The organism is Pseudomonas sp., assembly GCF_030696055.1.
Classification (GTDB): domain Bacteria; phylum Pseudomonadota; class Gammaproteobacteria; order Pseudomonadales; family Pseudomonadaceae; genus Aquipseudomonas.
On the sequence record NZ_JAUYNP010000103.1, the window covers coordinates 1 to 17,224 of the forward strand.

The following is a 17,224-nucleotide window of genomic DNA, read 5'->3' on the forward strand; positions in this document are numbered from 1 at the left end:
GCCTCGATGGCCGCATTGAGCGCCAGCAGGTTGGTCTGGTAGGCGATGTCATCGATGATGCCGATGCGCAGGGCGATCTGCTTCATCGCCGTCACCGTTTGCTGCACCGACTCGCCGCCCTCGGTGGCTTCCTTGGCGGCCTTGCTGGCCATGCCGTCGGTGACCTTGGCGTTCTCGGTATTCTGGTTGATGCTGGCGCTCATCTGCTCGATGGCGGCGCTGGTCTCCTCCACGCTGGCCGCCTGTACGCTGGTGGCCTGGCTCATGGACTGCGCGGTGGCGCTGACTTCCTCGGAGGCACTGGCTAGGTTGTCGGCGGCATTGCACACCTCGCCGATGATCTGCGACAGCTTGCCGACCATCTCCTTCAAGGAGGCCAGCAAACTGCTGGTGTCCCCCTGGCGTAGTTTGATCTCGAGGGTCAGGTCGCCTTCCGCCACCCTGCGCACTATCTCGGCCGCATATTCCGGCTCGCCGCCGAGCTGCCTGAGAATGCCGCGGGTCAGGATAAACGCAAACAGCAGCCCGGCCGCCAAGGCCGCGGCGCTGAGGGCCAGCATCAGGTCGCGCGTGTCCTCGTAACTACGCTGCGTTTCCATGGCGCTCTGCTTTACCAGGGTCTTCTGCAGCTCCACCAGACTCTTGATATGGGCCTGGAATGCATCGAGAAGCGCCATGGTTTCCGTATTCAACAACCGCCGGGCGTCTTCGTGCTTGCCCTCATCCAGCAAGCGCGCCACCCGGGTGAACGAGGCGACATAGGCACTGCGCGCTTCCCTGATCTTCAGCATTAGCGCCTTGCCTTCCGGCAGGTAGAGCAGGCTATCGAGCTTGTCCAGCGCCCCCGTGATCACGCTTTTATTCGACTCCTTATGCTTCTTGATCCTCGCCCTGTGCTCCTGGTCGGTGGCGAGGAAAAGCTCCATGGTGCGGCGGGCGTTGGCGCGCGCATAGGAATCGATGGTCATGGCCAGCTCGGCCTTGACCCAGTCCTGGGTAACTATCCGGTCGGTGTCCTTGTGCATACGCTCCATTCGGCTGATGGCAACCATCACCATCATCACCAGCAAGATCAGCAGCATCCCGAACCCAAGCGCCAGGCGAACTCCCAGTGGCAATCGTTTTAACATGGTCCCTCTCCTTCGAAAAAACGTCACGAGTCGGTGATGCGATAAAACTGCCATGCGTTGGCAGAACCTTGCATGCCGCCAATGGCTGCGCGTTCTGCCCTGCGATCATTCTGAACAACGCGGCATATCCCGCATCAGCCTTGCCTCGCCGTTGCCGGTCGAACCACCGGTGTCCCGTTCAAGCCCGCGATAACGGCTCGATCACGGCCTCTGCTATAGCCCTTGCATAGGCTTGCGATGGTTAGCGAGCGAGTACCGAGGGTCTGGGTTGTTGCACAGCGCTCTGGGTTTCCTTGTGAACGATCTGCTGAACCAGCGCGGGCACGTCGAGAATCAGCGCCACCGCGCCGTTGCCCAGGATGGTTGAACCGCCGATGCCGCGCAGGGCACTGAACAGCTTGCCGAGGGGCTTGATCACGGTCTGGAATTCGCCCTGCAACTCGTCCACCACCAGGCCGGCCTTGTGCTCGGCGCAGCGCACCACCACCACGTTCTCGCGCCGCCCGGCGCTGCCACCGGCGTTGAAGTGCTGGCGCAGGAACACCAGCGGCAGCACCTCGCCGCGCAGGTCGATATAACTGCGCTCGTGGCTCGCCCGGCGATCCTCGTCGGAGAGCTCGAGGCACTCCTGCACCATGTCCAGGGGCACCACGTAACTGGCCTGACCGACCCCGACCAGAAAGCCGTCGATGATCGCCAGGGTCAACGGCAGGCGGATACGCACCCGGGTGCCCGCGCCGGGCTGGCTGTCGAGTTCCACGCTGCCGCGCAAGGCGCTGATATTGCGCTTGACCACATCCATGCCGACGCCACGGCCGGAGAGGTTGGTGACAGTGGCCGCGGTGGAGAAGCCCGGCTCGAAGATCAGGTTGTAGATGTCCTGGTCGGACGGCATCGCGCTCGCCGCCAGCAGGCCCCGCTCGCGGGCCTTGTGCAGGATGCGTTCGCGGTCGAGGCCGCGGCCATCGTCGGCGATCTCTATGACGATGCTGCCGGAGTCGTGGTAGGCGTTGAGGCGCAACTGGCCCTTGCCGGGCTTGCCCACAGCCTGGCGCTCCTCGGGGGATTCGATGCCGTGGTCCATGGCATTGCGCAGCAGGTGCATCAGCGGATCGCCGATCTTCTCCACCACTGTCTTGTCCAGTTCGGTCTCGGCGCCGCTGATCAGCAGTTCGATGTCCTTGCCCAGTTCGTGGCTGACATCGTGCACCACCCGCTGGAAACGGTTGAAGGTGTCGCCGATAGGCACCATGCGCAGGCGCAGGGCGCCGTCGCGGATTTCCTCGACCAAGCCGGAGACCCGCGAGCTGGCTTCCTGCAGGGCATCGTTGTGACAGCTGCGGGCCAGCAGGCTGGCGCCGGCGCCGGCAATCACCAGCTCGCCGACCAGGTTGATCAGCTCGTCGAGTTTGTCGGCCTGCACCCGGATATAGCGGCTTTCCTTGCTCTTGTGTTCCTGGATCTGGTTCTGCTTGTCCAGGGCCGCCTGCACCAGCGCCGGCCCCACCGAGCGCTGCTCGACCAGGATTTCGCCCAGGGGCGTCGCCGGGATGTTCTGCTCGCTATTGCTGCGCTGTTCGAGCAGACCTTTTTCCAGCTCTTGCGGGGTGAGGGCGCCACTCGCGACCAACAGCTCGCCGAGGCGGCTAACGCCTTCCGGCAGGTTTTCGATCAGCTCGATATATTCGGCGAGCTTGCTGTGCGGCGGCAGGATATGGATCAGGCAGTCGTCACGCACGAAGTCGAAGGCTTCGGCGATGCCGGCCTTGTCCGCCGTGGTTTGGTACTCGATCTCGAAGCCGAGGTAGCAGGACTCCGCATCCATCGCATCGGCCGCGGGCATGCCATCGGCCAATGTGCTGATGCTGACGATCTCGCCCTGGCTGCCGAGGTAGCGCAGGAAGGACAGGGGGTCCATGCCATTGCGCAGCACGTCCGGACCGAAGCGCAGGGAGATATGCCAGAGGTCGGAGGCCACGCCTACCTCTGCGCAAACCTGGGTCAGCTTATCCGTATCGCGCTGGGCCACGGCGGCCGTCGGCGCTTCCGGCGGCGCGTCTTGATGGCGCTGCAAGCGTTGCCGCAGGCCGGCCTCGCGGGCCAGCGCGGCGCTATCCAGTTGGCCACCTTGGCCCGCGACCACCTCGACCAGCTCCTGCATATGGTCGCCGCACTCCAGCAACAGCGCGACCAGATCGCCGCCGATGCTGACCGCACCGCCGCGCACGCGATCCAGCACGTCTTCGACTATATGGGTGAAGCCGACTATGGGGTCCAGGCCGAACAGCCCGGCCGAACCCTTGATGGTGTGCGCGGCGCGGAAGATGGCGCCGAGGGTATCACTGTCGCTCGGGTTGCTCTCCAACCGCAGCAGCGACTCTTCCATATCCTGCAACAGCTCGCGGGCTTCGACGAGAAAGGTCTGCAGGGCCTGATCGAGATTTATGCTCACGCTGAATTCCTTTTGCAGGGTGCTTAGCTAGCGGTCGAGTAGGAAATCACCAAGGGGTCGCCAAAGAAGCCGGCGAGGTTGCACAGGTCGAAGACCTCGAGCACGGCCCGGCTGTGCCAGCTCAGGTGCAGGGTGGCACCGGCGCGCGCGGCCTCGCGTTTGGCCAGCAACAGCAGCTGCAAACCGGCGCCATCCAGCTCGCTGACCTGGGACAGGTCGATTTCCAGCTCGCCCGACAGGCCCAGATGGGGCAGCAGCTGCGACTTGAGCTCGGCGGCGGTATAGATGCTCATCTCGCCTTCTATACGCAGCAGGCACATGCCGTTTTTCATTTCCACGCGGATAGTCATAAGGCCTCCCAGTCAGCCGGCTAAGGCAGGATCAGCTTGGACACGGCGGCCAACATCTGCGCCGGCTGGAAGGGTTTGACCACCCAGGCCTTGGCCCCCGCCGCTTGGCCTTCCTGCTTCTTGGCCTCCTGGGATTCGGTGGTCAGCATGATGATGGGGGTGAACTTGTAATTGGCCAGCTTCTTCACCTCCTTGACCAGGGTGATGCCATCCATGTTGGGCATGTTCACGTCACTGATCATCAGGTGGATCTTCTGCCCGTTCAGCTTGGCCAGCGCATCCTTGCCATCGCTGGCTTCGATCACCTCGTAGCCGGCACCTTTCAAGGCGATGCTGACCACTTGGCGCACGCTGCTGGAGTCGTCGACGACCATTACGGTTTTAGCCATGCTGTTCTCCTATTAGAAGAAGGTGATTTCCTGTTCCTTGGCTGCACGAGCGTTGCTGCCATGATGGATTTGCCGCTGCTCATCGGTGGCGTAGGTCAACTCCATGCCCGCCAGCCAGGCCTGGGCATCGATCTGCCCCAACTGCTCGGGGTTGCGCCGGTCGTGCTGCACGTGCTGGTGCAAGGCCTCCATGTTGTCGCGCACATGGGACAGGATCTGGCTGACGCGATCCTGGAATTGCAGGGCGATCAACACCTCGCTGATTTCGTCGCGAATGCCGACGCTCTCCTGCCGCAGCAGCTCGGTGGAACCCGACAGGCGCTGGGTAATGCCGTGAAAACGATCCAGCACGTGCTGGATGCTGGCTTCGCAAGCCTCAACCGAGTGGTGGTCATTCGCCGCGGTATTGCCGGCAACCTCGACCAGACGGGTGATGGCCCGGTTGATGATGTCCACGGTGGCGGCCATCTTCTTCCCGGTTTCGCTGGAGAGGCTCGACAAGCTGCGCACGGCATCGGCCACCACGGCGAAACCACGCCCAGCCTCGCCCGCGCGGGCGGCTTCGATCGCGGCATTGAGCGCCAGCAGGTTGGTTTGCGCGGCAATCGCCGCCACCTCCTTGGCCATGCTCAGCAGCTCGCCGGTGTAGTCGGTGAGGCCGCGGACCTGCTCCAGCATCTGGTCGCGGCTAAGTTGCGTGGCCTCGAGGGAATTGACCACCTGGGTCAGCTCGGTTTCGCTTTGCGCGAGCACCACCAGGGCGCCGCCCTGGGCATCGCCGGCCAGGTCGCCGGCCGCCTGCTGCGAGGTCTGCACCGCTTCTTCCAGCTTGTTGTAGATGCCAGAAAAGCGCTGGGTCAGGGCGACTATGGCCTGCTCGGTTTGGCTACGGGCATTCTCGATCTGCTTGGTCCAGATCGGCACCGCCTGCAGGCACACCGCCTCCAGACCATTGCTGGCCGCCGCGGCACTGGCGGCCTGGTGCTGGCTCAGGCTGCTGGCATGCACCTGGCTCAACGCCTGCTCGAACAGGCGGCGCTGGCTGCTCACCAGCCACAAGCTGGCGCCACCCGCACAGGCAAGCAGAACCAGGGCGGCCAGCAGCGGCAGGGTCGCCAAGCCGGTAAAGGCCAGGAGCAACCCAGCGCCGCCCAGGGCAATCGCCAGGACGGGCCAAACCAAGGCAGTGGAGTTAGGACGAACAGGGACAAAGTTACGGCTGATGTCATAGGAAGACATGGAATCATCCTTAATCAAATCGCTCCATTCGAGCGGCCAAACATGTCACAGGGGGCAAAGGGACTCGGCCATTTGCTTGCAGCCGAGCCGTTGCAAGTACGGCGTTTTGAGCCAAACAGGGCGTGGAGCTTAGGGTACGAACGTCCCGTTCGGCTGTCTTGAATACTAGCTGTAGGCCATTGCCTGGCAAGGTGCCAGTGCCTCTCGCCGAGTCGAATCTGACCAATGGCTAGTTCGATGTGCGAGCCGATTGAGCAGAGATTCTGGACCGTGAATGAGCCTACAAACAGGCTGCCTCCTCGCGGCGCACGGGCATGCCTCCTTACTGCTGGCAGTCATGTGCTAAGGAGCCTAGTCAAGGCTCGGGGAAAATTCCTGACGGCCGAGTACCGTTTATCCGTTGGCGCGGCACTTGAGCGAGGCGAACTGGCCGGGCGCAGGTCACTCCCTCGCCTTGTCCAGCCAAGCCACGGGCTTTACTTAAGCTTTACATAAGCAGCTGGTGAATTTTCATCCAATACGCGGTCAAAACTGGTAAGCGGCTAATGCCGACCACCTGAAGGAGTATTGACTCATGATTGGCCGTATTCCCGTGCTCGCTGTGCTTATCGGCAGCCTGGCGCTAGCAGGCCCGGCGGCAGCCGACCATGGTTCGGATAGACACGCGCTGATTGCCGGAGCTGTGGTGGGGGCCGTGGTCGGCGGCGTGCTGGCCAGCGGTCGATACCCGGTCTACATCGAGGCCGCCCCACCGCCGGTGTACTACGAGCCCTATCCGGTGTACCAGCCGTATCCCGTGGTGGTGGAGCAGCGCTATTACCGGCCATGGCATCACAAGCACCATCACCGGCATCACCGCCGCGACCGCGACTACCGCCGCTGGTAGCAGCCCCCCGTCAATTCCACGCGATGCGGGAGTGTAGGCCAGGACCTCGGCGCTCCCGCAGGCGCCGCGCTGAACTCATTGAAAATTACGTGCCGATAGGGCGTTAAAAACACCCTATCGGCGCTTGGCCTGCGCAAGGCTTGGCACAAAACAGCATCGGCTCCTCAAACGGCGGCAAAACCCTATACAATATGCGGCTTTAATTTCTCCCGAACCCGAGGACCTCTCGTGAGCACGTTGCCGCCCTGCCCCAAATGCAATTCCGAATACACCTATGAAGACGGCGCGCAGCTGGTCTGCCCCGAGTGCGCCCACGAATGGTCGGCCACTGCTGCGGCTGACGCGGCGGACGACGCCAAGGTGATCAAGGACTCGGTGGGCAACGTGCTGCAGGACGGCGACACCATCACAGTGATCAAGGACCTCAAGGTCAAAGGCTCCTCCCTGGTGGTCAAGGTCGGCACCAAGGTCAAAGGCATCCGCCTGTGCGACGGCGACCATGACATCGACTGCAAGATCGACGGCATAGGCGCGATGAAGCTCAAGTCCGAGTTTGTCCGCAAGGTCTAAAAACCTGTTCGTATCTGCTGCGCGACTACCCCCAGCCCCGGCCTAAAAAACCGGGGCTTTTTGCTGCTATCTACCAGAAAAAAGCGCGTGCCCGCGGCTACCCTGCTTCGGTCTGAGCCGACCAGCTGCCGGGCATTCCGACGCCTATTGGCTAGGCTAAATAATAAGCAGCGCGGTCTATTCGACTGCTGTCTGCTGCTTCGGATGCTGTGGAGGCCCGCATGCGTACGCTGCTGCTGTGCCTGCTCCTGGCGGCCCACCCGGTCTTGCTGGCCGAGGAATGGCGCGTGGTGGGTGACGAGCAGTTCGCCCCCTACAGCTATGTCACCGCCGACGATGACCGTCCGCTCGGCCTGGATGTAGAGTTGGTCGCGGCGGTGATGCATGAAGCCAAGATCCCCTACACGCTGCGCCTATACCCCTTTGAAAGAGTCAAGCGCATGTTGGCGCGCGGCGATGCCGAGATGGCCTTCCAGTTTGCCGGCACCCCCGAACGCATGCAGCAATATGAGTTGGCCGGCCCTCTTCGCACCGGCTCCACCATCTTTATGACCACCGGCAAGACCGCGATCAGCGACTGGAACGAACTCGACGACCTGTCGCCCTACGTGATCGGCCAGGTCAGGGGTTACGTCTACCAGTCGGCCTTCGACCAGGCCGATCTAGCCCGCGATACCAGCGCGCATAACCCGCGGCAATTGGTCTCGATGCTGCTGGCCGGACGTATCGACATCATCATCGGCGACCGCGTGCAACTGCTGTATTTCGTCCGTGAGCAGCGCGCCGAGAAGACTGTACGCATCCTGCCCAAACCCCTGGTGGAAATGCCGCGCTATGTGGCCTTCGCCAAGGGCGATACCGCCCGCGCCAGCCGGTTCTCGGCCGCGCTGGAGCGCTTACGACAAGCCGGCGCGCTGGATGTCATCTACCAACGCTGGCAATAATAGCCAACACTCACTAGCCCGGAGCCCGCCATGCGCACCTTGTTGTTATCCCTGCTGATCCTGCCCAGCCTGCTGGCCCTGAGCGCCTGCGGCGCCGGTGAAACCGCCGTGACCGCCAAGCTGCAGGCGGAACAAGCCAAACAGGCGCAACAGCAGATGGAACAACTCAAACAGCAGATCGATGCAGCCAACGAGCAGAGCACCAAGCGCCTGGAAGCACAGGACTACTGAGCGCACCCAGCGCCTACTGCACCGGCAAAAAGTTGAGGAACAGCACACCCTGGGCGTAGTTCACCCCGATGCGCCGGTAACGCTCATCCAGCACATCGGTCAGCAGATCCAGACGCGCGACTATCTTGCCGAACTCCACCGCGTAGCTGAGGTTGTAACCCTCGTTGGAGATCTCATTGGACAGCAGCCAGGGCTTGCCCGCGCTGTCGCGGCGGTTGGCGAGCATCCAGTTGGCCTTTTCGATATTGCGCGCGGCATTGTGGACGAACTGCGCATCCAGCGAATCGATCAGGTAGAACTCGGTGCGTCCACCGTGGGCGGTAATCAGCATGCTGGCAATGGCATAGATAAAGGCCCCGACCCGATCGCCCCGGTACTCGGCGCTTAGCGCATAACCCAGGGCGGCGACATGCTTACGCCCGCCCAACTCGGCCAGCGGCTGGTCCTGCTCGATGGCCTGGTGCACCGCGCGCTTGGCCGCGCCCACATCGGCCAGGCCGGTCTTGCGCCACTCCTGCGGGTTGCGCAGATAGAGCTTGTCCATCAGGCGATACAGGCTGTTGAGGTTATTGCGCATGCCGATGGTGGCCATACGATCGGCGTGGCTCTGCAGGAACTCGGTCGGCTTGATCGGGCTGCGGTTGCTGACGATCGACTGATGGTCTTGGCGGCTGGCGCAAGCGCTGACGCCCAGCCCCAGCAGCGCGAGCAACACCAGCCGCACCAGCAGCCCAGACCGCTGCGGCAAAGGCCAAGCAACCTGGTGCGCAGCGCAGCCAGCCACCGCGAGAAACCAATGCCCATAGCCCATAAGACGCGCTCATCCGCAGCACTCTGATGGGGTAACGCTAGCAACAAAACCCAGCTTGTCTATTTTTTGCGCAACGCGCATGACCTCTAACGCAATCAAGCACCTAGCGACACAACTTAAAGCAACCCGATAAATAGCCAAGCCAGCGGCAAACGGCCGATAAAGCCGCCGCGCCGACCCGCCAATGCGGTTATGCTGCGCGGCTTTCTAGAGCCTGTTCACGATCTTGCGAGCTAGAGATGAACGGTGGCGAAAACGGCCGAGGAAGCGGAGTTTACGAGCTGTAAATGAGCATTCCGAGGTCGTTTTCAACGCCGTTTAGCCGACGCGCAGCTGATCGTGAGCAGGTTCTCCCGTCGAGTTGCCCATGTCGCGCCTGCTTGCCTTACTCTGCCTGCTGTTATGCCTGCCCGCCGCTGCCGATGCCCCGCACAACTTCGCCGCCGCCAAGAAGATCGCCTGGCGCCTGTATGCCGAACGCCCCAGCACCTTCTATTGCGGCTGCGCCTACAACGGCAACCGGGTGGACCTGGCCAGCTGCGGCTACACACCGCGCAAACAACTGCGCCGCGCGCAACGCCTGGAATGGGAGCATGTGGTGCCGGCCTGGGTGATCGGCCATCAGCGCCAGTGCTGGCAACAGGGTGGACGGAAGAACTGCGCGCGCACCGACGCCGCATTCAAGGCCGCCGAGGCCGACCTGCACAACCTGGTGCCGAGCATCGGCGAGGTCAATGGCGACCGCTCCAACTTCGCCCTCGGCATGCTCAGCGCACAACCCAGGCAGTACGGCGCCTGCCCCATGGTGGTCGACTTCAAGGCGAAAACCGCCATGCCGCCGGAACGGGTCCGCGGCGCTTCGGCGCGCATCTACCTGTATATGGCCGATCACTACCAGCTGCGCCTGTCCAAGCTGGACCGGCGCACCTACGAAGCCTGGAACCGGCAATATCCGATCAGCGACTGGGAGCGCTGGCGCAACCAGAAAGTCGGCTGCGTCATGGGCCACGGCAACCCCTATGTCGGCGCGCTCGACAACGCCCGCTGCGGACCGCTGCGCCGCGCCGGCGAGAGCCCGCGCACTAGCGGCTAAGCGCAGCTGCGCGCCCCAACCTGGGTCATCCCTCTGCCGGATGGACTAGATCTGGCTGGCGGGTGAGCGCCGCTTAAAGGGGCAAGTCATCCAGTTCATCATTGGCGGTAAAGCACACCCGGTCGCGACCCTGATTCTTGGCCTGCGCGAGAGCCGCCTCGGCCCGTTGCAGCAAGGCGTCCAGGGTATCGCCGGGCATCAGTTCGACCACGCCGCCACTCAGGGTCTGTTGCCGGCCGCTGGCGAACTTATAGGTTCGCGCCCGCGCGCAGATGCGTTCGGCAAAGGCCACCGCCTGCTCCAGCGTGGTTTCCGGGCAGAGCAGCAGGAACTCCTCGCCGCCCCAGCGCCCCAGGCCATCGCTGCCACGGATGCACTCTTGCAACAGCTGGCCGAACTCCCGCAGCACCTCGTCACCGAGCCGGTGACCCAGTTCATCATTGACCCGCTTGAAATGGTCGATATCCAACAGGATCAGGGTGAACGGCCGCGCGTAGCGCTGCGCCTGTTCATGGCAGATGGCGAAACGGCTATCCAGCGCCACCCGCGTGGCCAGCCCGGTGAGGGCATCGGTCTGCGCCCTGACCTGCAGCTGGCGCTGGAGGCCGCGCAACTTGAGGCCCCAGAACAGGCTGGTCAGCAGCGCCACGGCCAACACCAGCAGCAACTCGCCGAGCAGCCGGCCATCCACAGTGTCGACGGTAGTTACTTCAACCGCCGCACCGGCCCAGGCCAACCCGGTGGGCAGCAGCCCCAACAGCATCAAGAATCGAATCACCATCCCCTCCCCCAGGTGCGACGCACGCATAGTCTGCCTTGGACAAGCCGGCTGGAGCCAGCCGCCCTCACTCGCGAATGATAAACAGCTTGGTGATAAACCATTCGGCACCCTTGTACAGATAGCCGAGTGGGCCATAAATGGTCGCGGGCTTTGCCGTGACCTGCTGGCGCAGCTCGACGCTGAGCGTGGCCAGCTGAATCTGGTCCTTGAGGATACGCATGCGCGCGTCCATAGAGTCGATCTCGGACTGGATGCGGTTGAGCTCGCTCTCGATCTGCAGAATATCCTTTACGTCCCGGGCCTGGCCGAGCAAGCCCTTGAGCCGATCACGCAGGGCGCGATTGTTGGCCAGGCGAGTTTCGACATCCACATACTGCTCGGTGACATCCTCACCCTTGACGTGGCGCGACAGCACCTTACCGCTCTGCTCGATATTGCCCAGGGCCGCCTCGAAGGCATCCTTGGGCACGCGGAAGACCAACTGCTGGCGATACTCGCCATAGTCGCTGCTTTCCTCGACATAGCCACCCAGCGCCAGCAGGCGCTCACTGAGCTGCGCCTTGGCCTTGGGCAGGTCCGCAACTTCCAGGGAGAAACTGGCCGTCCACACCAGCAAGCGCCCCGTGGCCTTGCCTTGCAGCGGCGCACTGGTGGCCGCTTCGGCGGCAGCCGCCGCCCCCGCCACATCACCGCCCTTGGATGAGCACCCAACAAGTGTGCCCAGCAACAGCAGCACGGTCATATAGATCCATGGGTTCAGGTACTGCTTCATCCTTAAAGACCTCGCTAGTTGGCGATTATTGAGCCGGCGCCGATCATACGGGGGCAGAGCGCTCTTGTCCTGATGGGCATCGCCACCGGAGCGGCAGGCTAAGCTCTGCTAATCAGCAAAATAAGGGATGGACAGCATGCGCGCCCTGCAACGCCACGTGGCCATGGCGGCCCTGTTGTGGAGTTCACTACTTGGCGCGGCTCAAGCAGAAGAAATCACCCTGGTCTCGCCCGCCTACTGGTGCCCGTTCAGCTGCACCGCCGGGGCGCCCCAGGAAGGCTTTACCGTCGACATCATTCGCTGGATCTTTGCCCGCCACGGCATCTCGGTGCGCCTGGTCAACGAGAACTACAGCCGCGCCCTCGCCGGCGTGCGCAGCGGCCGCTACAGCGCCAGCCCCTCGACCTTCAAGGACGAAGCCCCGGACTTCACCTACCCCGAGCAGGCCGTGTCCTTCAACCGCTTCTGCTTCTACACCCGCGCCGATGACGACTGGAACTACCTGGACCTGGCCAGCCTGGCGCCGCGTCAGGTAGGCATCATCCAGAACTACGCCTACGGCCACGAACTGGATGCCTTGATCCGCCAACAGCCGGCCATTTTTCGCCCGCACTCCGGCAACGACCTGACCCTGCGCCTGATCAAGCAGCTGCAGCTGAAACGCTTCGACACCTTTATCGAGGAAGAGAGCCTGGTCAATTACACCCAACTGCAAAACCCCGGAAACTCGCTGCGCCAAGCCGGCTGCCGGGACGGCACCCTGGCCTATATGGCCATCTCACCACAGCACCCGCAACGCGAGGCCTACGCCCGCCTGTTCGACCAAGGCATGCGCGAAATCCGCCGCAGCGGCGTGCTGCAGCAGATTCTGTCGGCCTATGGCCTGAGTGATTGGCAGCGCTAACAGGCCGGGCTGGAAAGCCAGGCCAGCAATAGCCCAGCGCCAGCGCTCAGCCCGCAAGCTGCCACCATATATCCAGGTGAATGCGCGCGAATTCCCTGCTTATGCAGCCGGCGATCCAAGCACATGAGCTGCTGGAGTCTGTCCTTCAGCAGTGGCTCGCCGACGCAGGTCTGGCGCTCCGAGCTGAGCATATAGCTGGGATCACACCCGAACTCAGAGCAAGAAGATTCCCATAGCGCCACACTCCCCCCCTGCCTATACTGCAAATGACGCTATCAATATCGTCATTTGAAGAGGCACCCATGATCACCCGCACGCAAGCCCGCCCCACGAAGCCTGCCGTCAAAGTCAGCACCCAATCGCAGTCCCGCATGCTGAGCAGGCTGGGCAAAAGCCAAGCCGTTAAGACCGACCTGATCGTCGCCTTTTGGGAATTCGCGCATGCAGTCTCAAGTTCCGCGGAGATCTCCCGCCTGAATACGATCAAGATCGGCTTTGAGCCGGCCTTTGTGCTCTTTGCCCGTTCTGCGCTACGCCTATCGGCCGCAGACACTGAGTCGATCTTCAACCTGTCCATGTCGACACTGGAGCGTCGCCTGCGCCAAAAGCAGAACCTGGACCCGGTGGCTTCTGAGCGGCTGGATCGGATCGCCGTCATCGCCAGCCTTGCCGATGAGGTGTTCGAGGACCAGACCAAAGCGGCTGACTGGTTGTCGATGCCGAACATGGCACTGGGCAATGAGCCGCCTATCAGGCTCTGTGAGACTGAGATTGGTGCGACCCAGGTTCGGCGAGTCCTGCACGCCATCGAATGGGGCAACGTGGTCTGATGCAGGCCTGGCGCGTAGGGAAGGCCAAGCATGCCAACGACCTTAGCGGTAATGGTGCTGCTATCGCAGGTGGGCGCTGGAACGATACCGACGTTCCGGCCCTGTATTTGGGGCTCACCCCGGCAATCTGCTGCCTTGAAGCATTTGTGAACGCTTCTGGGCCACCGACTGTTCAGATGAAGCTGACTCGGATTGAGTTACCCGACGAGCCAGACCTGTATCTTGAGCCGGAGGACCTACCCGATGGCTGGGATTCGAAACCGGCCGATCGCGCCAGCATGGATTTCGGCACCAGGTGGCTCATGTCGCGTAGCCATCTCGGCTTGATCGTCCCGTCATCTGTCTTACCGGCTGAGCGCAACATAGTGATCAACCCCAGACATCCGGCCGCAAGCCGTCTGCGGGTAATCGAGGTTCAAGACTTTTTCTACGACCCTAGAATGTTCTCCAACCGCACAGCCCCCTAAAGCCAGGTGTGTGCTCAGCCAGCACCATCACCGATTTCGGCGCTAAAGATCGGTATCCCGTTGGTGGATGACCACACTGGGCCCCGGATGGGATTAATGGTCGATTCGCATCTTTGCTTCTTGAGCTGAGCGTCTGGTGGCACTGTGCATCAAGCCCGAGCATGGCCACACCAGCTACGGCATCTGCCGGCGGCGACCATCACGCCAATCGAGGTGATCAATGAACCAAGCCATCCACACCACCGTCATGAAGATCGCACCGACCCAGTTCGACATGGCGGGTAAACCGCGACCCGCAAAACAACTCCGTCCTACAGATAACCCTAGGATGGGTTGGTAGAGAGCTACCCATCAAGCCTCCACGCAAAAAGGCCAGTCTCTCGACTGGCCTTTCTATCCCGGATGCTGCCTGACTCGGCACGGCCTGAGCCGTGCCTTTAACCTATGATGCGGTACTCAGGCGACCTGCATGGCCTTGAGGTCGGCCAGTATCTCCGTGGCGCAGCGTTGGCCAGTTTCGACCGCGCCGTTGAGGTAGCCCTGGGACTCGATAGAAGTGTGCTCGCCGCAGAAATGGCAGTTGCCCTGGCGGGTGCCTTCATAGCCGACAAAGGCCGTGTAGTTGCCCGGTGCGTAGTAACCGTAGGCACCCTTGGTCCAGCGGTAGCCCGGCCAGTAGTTGAGAATCGCCCGGCCATTCCACTCGTTGCTGATGCCCGGTAGCACCCGTTCCAACTGGCCGAGGAACTGCGCCGCCTTGATATCCAGCGAGGCGTTGTTCATCGCCACGGCGGTCGCGCCGCCGGTGAAGTTGTTCAGCACGCCCTCGCTACCCGCCTGGCCGCGGGTGACTTCCCAGGTGTCCTGATAGCCGGTGTCGGAGTAGCTCGAACCATTGCTGTTCTGCTGGCGCCAGATGCGCTGGCGGAACTGCAGCTGGAACTTGCTGCTATTGCCCATCGGCATAGTGCGGATGGCCAGGAGCTTGCGCGCATCGAAACCGGCCGCGGAAAAATCCACGCTGCTGCGCAGGATGCTGAAGGGAATGGCCATCACCACCTGCTGGGCGATCACCCGCAGCGGGCCCTTGCTGGTGTTGAAGTCGAGGCTATAGCTGGCGTCCGGGTTGAGGCTGATGCGCGTCAGCTCATGCCCCAGTTTGATCTGGCTGGCGTCGAGGCGGCTGGCCATGCCGCTGACCAGTTGATCGTTGCCGCCGCGGATGTGGTAGCGCTCATCGGACTCGCCGAACATCTCCAGATTCTGCTTGCTGGAGTAGCCCAGCAGGTAAATCAGGTTAAGCGCGCTTTGCTGGCTGCACGCCGCGCCGTATTCGATCTCGTAGGCCACATCGAGCAGGCGGCCCAGGCGCGAGGTGGTGCCGCCGGGCACATAGCGGTTGATCCACTCGCTGATGCTCATCTTGTCCAGCACCAGCCCGCGCGCGGTATAGCTGTTCCACAGGGTGGGGAACGGTGCGGCCTTGACCTCGCTGGCGAGCTGCGCCTGGATCGTTTGGAAATCGCTGTAGGCCTCCGCGAGGCTGTAGCGCTGGCCCTGGAAGAAGTAGATGTCCTCGCCGCCCTGGGCCTGGTCGTAGGCCAACAGGTCATCCACCTGCAGGCCCAGCTCCTTGGCCAGCCGCAGGGTTTCCACATGGTAGCCGTCGATCAGCTCGCCGCCGTTCTCGGCGATCTGCCCGGGGAAGGTACTGCGATTGCTGAAGCAGCGCCCGCCCAGGCGGGTGGCCGCCTCGAAGACGGTTGCGCTGACGCCGCTTTTCTTCAGCTCATAAGCGCTGCTCAGGCCGGCCAAACCGGCACCTATCACCGCCACGCCGATACTGCCCGAGCCGCCGCTCGGCGCCGCCTCGGAAAACCTGGGCAGGCTGGCGCTGGCCAGCAGCACGCCAGCAATGCCGGCGGCCTTGAGCACCTCGCGGCGCGAGCGCTGCAAGGCCAGGGCGTGGTGGAAATCCGTACTTTCTGGGGTGCTGCCGGCCAGGCGGCTAAGGGCCTGCAAGCGGCTGAGCAAAGGTGTACGAGCCATCTATCAATCTCCGTTGTTATTGGTATCGGACTGCATAGAACAACTACGTTGGCGCGCGGATAGCGCAGCGCGAGGTCGGATAGCGCGTACCTCCTGACCGCCACCAAGAGGCGTCAGTCCCAGCAACGCCGGGCATTCAGGCACTGATGATGGGACGCCAACGCCTCACGACTGGATTGAGCCGCGCGAAGAAGCCCGTAGGCTAGACGCGGCTAAAAAGGCAGGCAAATTCTAAATAGAGAAGGCTGCGTTCGATTAAATCGATAGCCGAAAGACGCATGGCGGGTTGCACCCGCCCTACGGACTGCGCCGGCCGGTATATCGCAGACCATCCGCCGCTGGTTGCCCGATACGGGTTAAGCCGGAGCGGCATGCGGCAGCGCCGCCTTGGCCTCGATATCGGCAATGCGTAGCAGATGCAGGCTAAAGTCCGGGTCTTCGCCTTCGAGCAGGGCGGGCAGCAAGGCGCGGAAATCTTCGCGCTGACACCAGAAATGCATGTAGTCCTCCCAGGACTGCCACATCCGCGCCTGCTTGCGGCTCATCCTGCTGCCGTAGGATGGGTTGAGCATGGCGATACCCATCAAGGAGCCAAGCTGAGCGCAAAGCTGCGCCGGTCTGTTTATCGCAGGCACCCCACCGCAGATTGATTGACTCTACTTACTGGTTTCGGCTTTACGCCGAGTTACTTTCTCTTTGCGCGCGCAAAGAGAAAGTAACCAAAGAGAAAGCGCGCCCGACATCCGGGTTTCGCTGCGCTCAACTCCCCTCGCTCCGGTGCTGTTCCGAGGGTCGGCAAGACGGGCCATCCATGGCCCGACATGCCTCGTTTGGCATCCATGCCAAACGCCCCTCTCCACAGCACCTACGCTCGGCCTCCTGACGGGATTCGGGGACCGCGTTGTTTGGGCGATTTGTGGACGGCAGAGCGAAAGGCAAAAGCCAGAGCTGTGGCTCTGCTTTTGGTTACCCCCCAATCTCACAGACGACGCCAACCGCCCCATTCAGAAGGCCGAGCGGAATCGTTGTGCAAGGGAGCGAGCCGCATGGATGCGGCGAGAGGCGTAAAGGGCCAGGGACGGCCCTTGTACGCCGGCCCCTGGAGCAATGATGAAGCGAGGGAACCCGCCGCAGGCGGGCCGGATGCAAGGGGCAAGACCTTTTGCTTACTTTTGGGGCGTTTGCCAAATCGGCATAGGAGGCGGCCATCTGGCCGCGCCCCTGCCACACCACCCGGCATGCGGGTCCGCACCGGGCGGTTCGAGAAGTTGAGGTCAGTAGAGTCGAGGTAGACCCAACCGGTCGAACCACGCCACCGTAAGCACT

The 17,224-nt window shown here is 62.6% G+C and carries 18 protein-coding genes; 8 read left to right on the plus strand and 10 right to left on the minus strand.

Annotated features, from left to right (window positions below; genetic code table 11):
- The 5 genes from Q8Q83_RS06175 to Q8Q83_RS06195 all read right to left on the minus strand — a co-directional run.
- Positions 1 to 1,130, minus strand: a 1,130-nt coding sequence (locus Q8Q83_RS06175) for a methyl-accepting chemotaxis protein (protein ID WP_305622073.1), incomplete at its 3' end; no start/stop codon positions are given.
- 241 nt (positions 1,131 to 1,371) lie between these two features.
- Entirely contained in the window at positions 1,372 to 3,582 is a 2,211-nt protein-coding gene (locus Q8Q83_RS06180; RefSeq protein WP_305622075.1) for a chemotaxis protein CheA, read from the minus strand.
- A gap of 23 nt (positions 3,583 to 3,605) precedes the next feature.
- Positions 3,606 to 3,932 (minus strand): lipid asymmetry maintenance protein MlaB, encoded by a 327-nt coding sequence (locus tag Q8Q83_RS06185; RefSeq protein ID WP_305622076.1) that lies wholly within the window; start codon positions 3,930 to 3,932, stop codon positions 3,606 to 3,608.
- A gap of 20 nt (positions 3,933 to 3,952) precedes the next feature.
- Positions 3,953 to 4,321, minus strand: a complete 369-nt coding sequence (locus Q8Q83_RS06190; protein ID WP_305622077.1) for a response regulator — start codon at positions 4,319 to 4,321, stop codon at positions 3,953 to 3,955.
- A 12-nt stretch (positions 4,322 to 4,333) separates the two neighbouring features.
- Positions 4,334 to 5,560: a methyl-accepting chemotaxis protein gene (locus Q8Q83_RS06195; RefSeq protein ID WP_305622079.1), complete on the minus strand. Its 1,227-nt coding sequence runs from the start codon at positions 5,558 to 5,560 to the stop codon at positions 4,334 to 4,336.
- A 592-nt stretch (positions 5,561 to 6,152) separates the two neighbouring features.
- Here Q8Q83_RS06195 and Q8Q83_RS06200 point away from each other — a divergent pair.
- The 4 genes from Q8Q83_RS06200 to Q8Q83_RS06215 all read left to right on the plus strand — a co-directional run bounded on the left by Q8Q83_RS06200 (position 6,153) and on the right by Q8Q83_RS06215 (position 8,191).
- Positions 6,153 to 6,446, plus strand: a complete 294-nt coding sequence (locus tag Q8Q83_RS06200; RefSeq protein ID WP_305622081.1) for a hypothetical protein — start codon at positions 6,153 to 6,155, stop codon at positions 6,444 to 6,446.
- A gap of 228 nt (positions 6,447 to 6,674) precedes the next feature.
- The gene (locus Q8Q83_RS06205) at positions 6,675 to 7,016 is read left to right on the plus strand and encodes a zinc ribbon domain-containing protein YjdM (RefSeq protein ID WP_305622083.1); all 342 of its coding nucleotides are present in this window, start codon (positions 6,675 to 6,677) and stop codon (positions 7,014 to 7,016) included.
- Between the two features lie 221 nt (positions 7,017 to 7,237).
- Positions 7,238 to 7,960, plus strand: a complete 723-nt coding sequence (locus tag Q8Q83_RS06210; protein WP_305622085.1) for an ABC transporter substrate-binding protein — start codon at positions 7,238 to 7,240, stop codon at positions 7,958 to 7,960.
- A gap of 30 nt (positions 7,961 to 7,990) precedes the next feature.
- Positions 7,991 to 8,191: a hypothetical protein gene (locus tag Q8Q83_RS06215; RefSeq protein WP_305622087.1), complete on the plus strand. Its 201-nt coding sequence runs from the start codon at positions 7,991 to 7,993 to the stop codon at positions 8,189 to 8,191.
- 13 nt (positions 8,192 to 8,204) lie between these two features.
- Here Q8Q83_RS06215 and Q8Q83_RS06220 read toward each other — a convergent pair whose 3' ends face one another.
- Positions 8,205 to 8,939 (minus strand): hypothetical protein, encoded by a 735-nt coding sequence (locus Q8Q83_RS06220; RefSeq protein WP_371132369.1) that lies wholly within the window; start codon positions 8,937 to 8,939, stop codon positions 8,205 to 8,207.
- A gap of 430 nt (positions 8,940 to 9,369) precedes the next feature.
- On the opposite strand from Q8Q83_RS06220, the gene Q8Q83_RS06225 reads away from it, so the two are divergent.
- Entirely contained in the window at positions 9,370 to 10,095 is a 726-nt protein-coding gene (locus tag Q8Q83_RS06225) for an endonuclease (protein ID WP_305622089.1), read from the plus strand.
- 73 nt (positions 10,096 to 10,168) lie between these two features.
- Here the strand turns inward: Q8Q83_RS06225 and Q8Q83_RS06230 are convergent, their stop codons facing one another.
- On the minus strand, positions 10,169 to 10,873 hold the full coding sequence (locus tag Q8Q83_RS06230; protein ID WP_371132370.1) for a GGDEF domain-containing protein: 705 nt from the start codon (positions 10,871 to 10,873) through the stop codon (positions 10,169 to 10,171).
- Between the two features lie 67 nt (positions 10,874 to 10,940).
- Positions 10,941 to 11,648 (minus strand): DUF4349 domain-containing protein, encoded by a 708-nt coding sequence (locus Q8Q83_RS06235; RefSeq protein ID WP_305622091.1) that lies wholly within the window; start codon positions 11,646 to 11,648, stop codon positions 10,941 to 10,943.
- Positions 11,649 to 11,784: 136 nt separating this feature from the next.
- On the opposite strand from Q8Q83_RS06235, the gene Q8Q83_RS06240 reads away from it, so the two are divergent.
- From Q8Q83_RS06240 to Q8Q83_RS06250, 3 genes are all read left to right on the plus strand, one after another.
- Complete coding sequence (locus tag Q8Q83_RS06240) at positions 11,785 to 12,552, plus strand: ABC transporter substrate-binding protein (RefSeq protein WP_305622093.1); 768 nt, start codon at positions 11,785 to 11,787, stop codon at positions 12,550 to 12,552.
- Between the two features lie 302 nt (positions 12,553 to 12,854).
- On the plus strand, positions 12,855 to 13,382 hold the full coding sequence (locus tag Q8Q83_RS06245) for an antitoxin Xre/MbcA/ParS toxin-binding domain-containing protein (RefSeq protein WP_305622095.1): 528 nt from the start codon (positions 12,855 to 12,857) through the stop codon (positions 13,380 to 13,382).
- A complete protein-coding gene (locus tag Q8Q83_RS06250; protein WP_305622097.1) occupies positions 13,382 to 13,849 on the plus strand; it encodes an RES family NAD+ phosphorylase in 468 nt (155 codons plus the stop codon). Before Q8Q83_RS06245 ends, Q8Q83_RS06250 begins: the two co-directional genes overlap by 1 nt.
- A gap of 456 nt (positions 13,850 to 14,305) precedes the next feature.
- On the opposite strand, the gene Q8Q83_RS06255 is transcribed toward Q8Q83_RS06250, so the two are convergent.
- Both Q8Q83_RS06255 and Q8Q83_RS06260 read right to left on the minus strand, forming a co-directional pair.
- Positions 14,306 to 15,898 carry an NAD(P)/FAD-dependent oxidoreductase gene (locus tag Q8Q83_RS06255; RefSeq protein WP_305622098.1) on the minus strand — a complete coding sequence of 531 codons (1,593 nt, stop codon included), beginning with the start codon at positions 15,896 to 15,898 and terminating at the stop codon, positions 14,306 to 14,308.
- Between the two features lie 356 nt (positions 15,899 to 16,254).
- The gene (locus Q8Q83_RS06260) at positions 16,255 to 16,470 is read right to left on the minus strand and encodes a hypothetical protein (RefSeq protein WP_305622100.1); all 216 of its coding nucleotides are present in this window, start codon (positions 16,468 to 16,470) and stop codon (positions 16,255 to 16,257) included.
- Positions 16,471 to 17,224 lie beyond the last annotated feature (754 nt).

Excerpts from the sequence above, each read along its gene's own strand:
- Q8Q83_RS06210 (WP_305622085.1), top strand. The coding sequence starts at position 7,238 with ATGCGTACGCTGCTGCTGTGCCTGCTCCTGGCGGCCCACCCGGTCTTG.
- Q8Q83_RS06250 (WP_305622097.1), top strand. The coding sequence starts at position 13,382 with ATGCAGGCCTGGCGCGTAGGGAAGGCCAAGCATGCCAACGACCTTAGC.
- Q8Q83_RS06260 (WP_305622100.1), bottom strand. The coding sequence starts at position 16,470 with ATGCTCAACCCATCCTACGGCAGCAGGATGAGCCGCAAGCAGGCGCGG.
- Q8Q83_RS06195 (WP_305622079.1), bottom strand. The coding sequence starts at position 5,560 with ATGTCTTCCTATGACATCAGCCGTAACTTTGTCCCTGTTCGTCCTAAC.
- Q8Q83_RS06215 (WP_305622087.1), top strand. The coding sequence starts at position 7,991 with ATGCGCACCTTGTTGTTATCCCTGCTGATCCTGCCCAGCCTGCTGGCC.
- Q8Q83_RS06235 (WP_305622091.1), bottom strand. The coding sequence starts at position 11,648 with ATGAAGCAGTACCTGAACCCATGGATCTATATGACCGTGCTGCTGTTG.
- Q8Q83_RS06185 (WP_305622076.1), bottom strand. The coding sequence starts at position 3,932 with ATGACTATCCGCGTGGAAATGAAAAACGGCATGTGCCTGCTGCGTATA.
- Q8Q83_RS06255 (WP_305622098.1), bottom strand. The coding sequence starts at position 15,898 with ATGGCTCGTACACCTTTGCTCAGCCGCTTGCAGGCCCTTAGCCGCCTG.
- Q8Q83_RS06225 (WP_305622089.1), top strand. The coding sequence starts at position 9,370 with ATGTCGCGCCTGCTTGCCTTACTCTGCCTGCTGTTATGCCTGCCCGCC.
- Q8Q83_RS06190 (WP_305622077.1), bottom strand. The coding sequence starts at position 4,321 with ATGGCTAAAACCGTAATGGTCGTCGACGACTCCAGCAGCGTGCGCCAA.
- Q8Q83_RS06245 (WP_305622095.1), top strand. The coding sequence starts at position 12,855 with ATGATCACCCGCACGCAAGCCCGCCCCACGAAGCCTGCCGTCAAAGTC.
- Q8Q83_RS06240 (WP_305622093.1), top strand. The coding sequence starts at position 11,785 with ATGCGCGCCCTGCAACGCCACGTGGCCATGGCGGCCCTGTTGTGGAGT.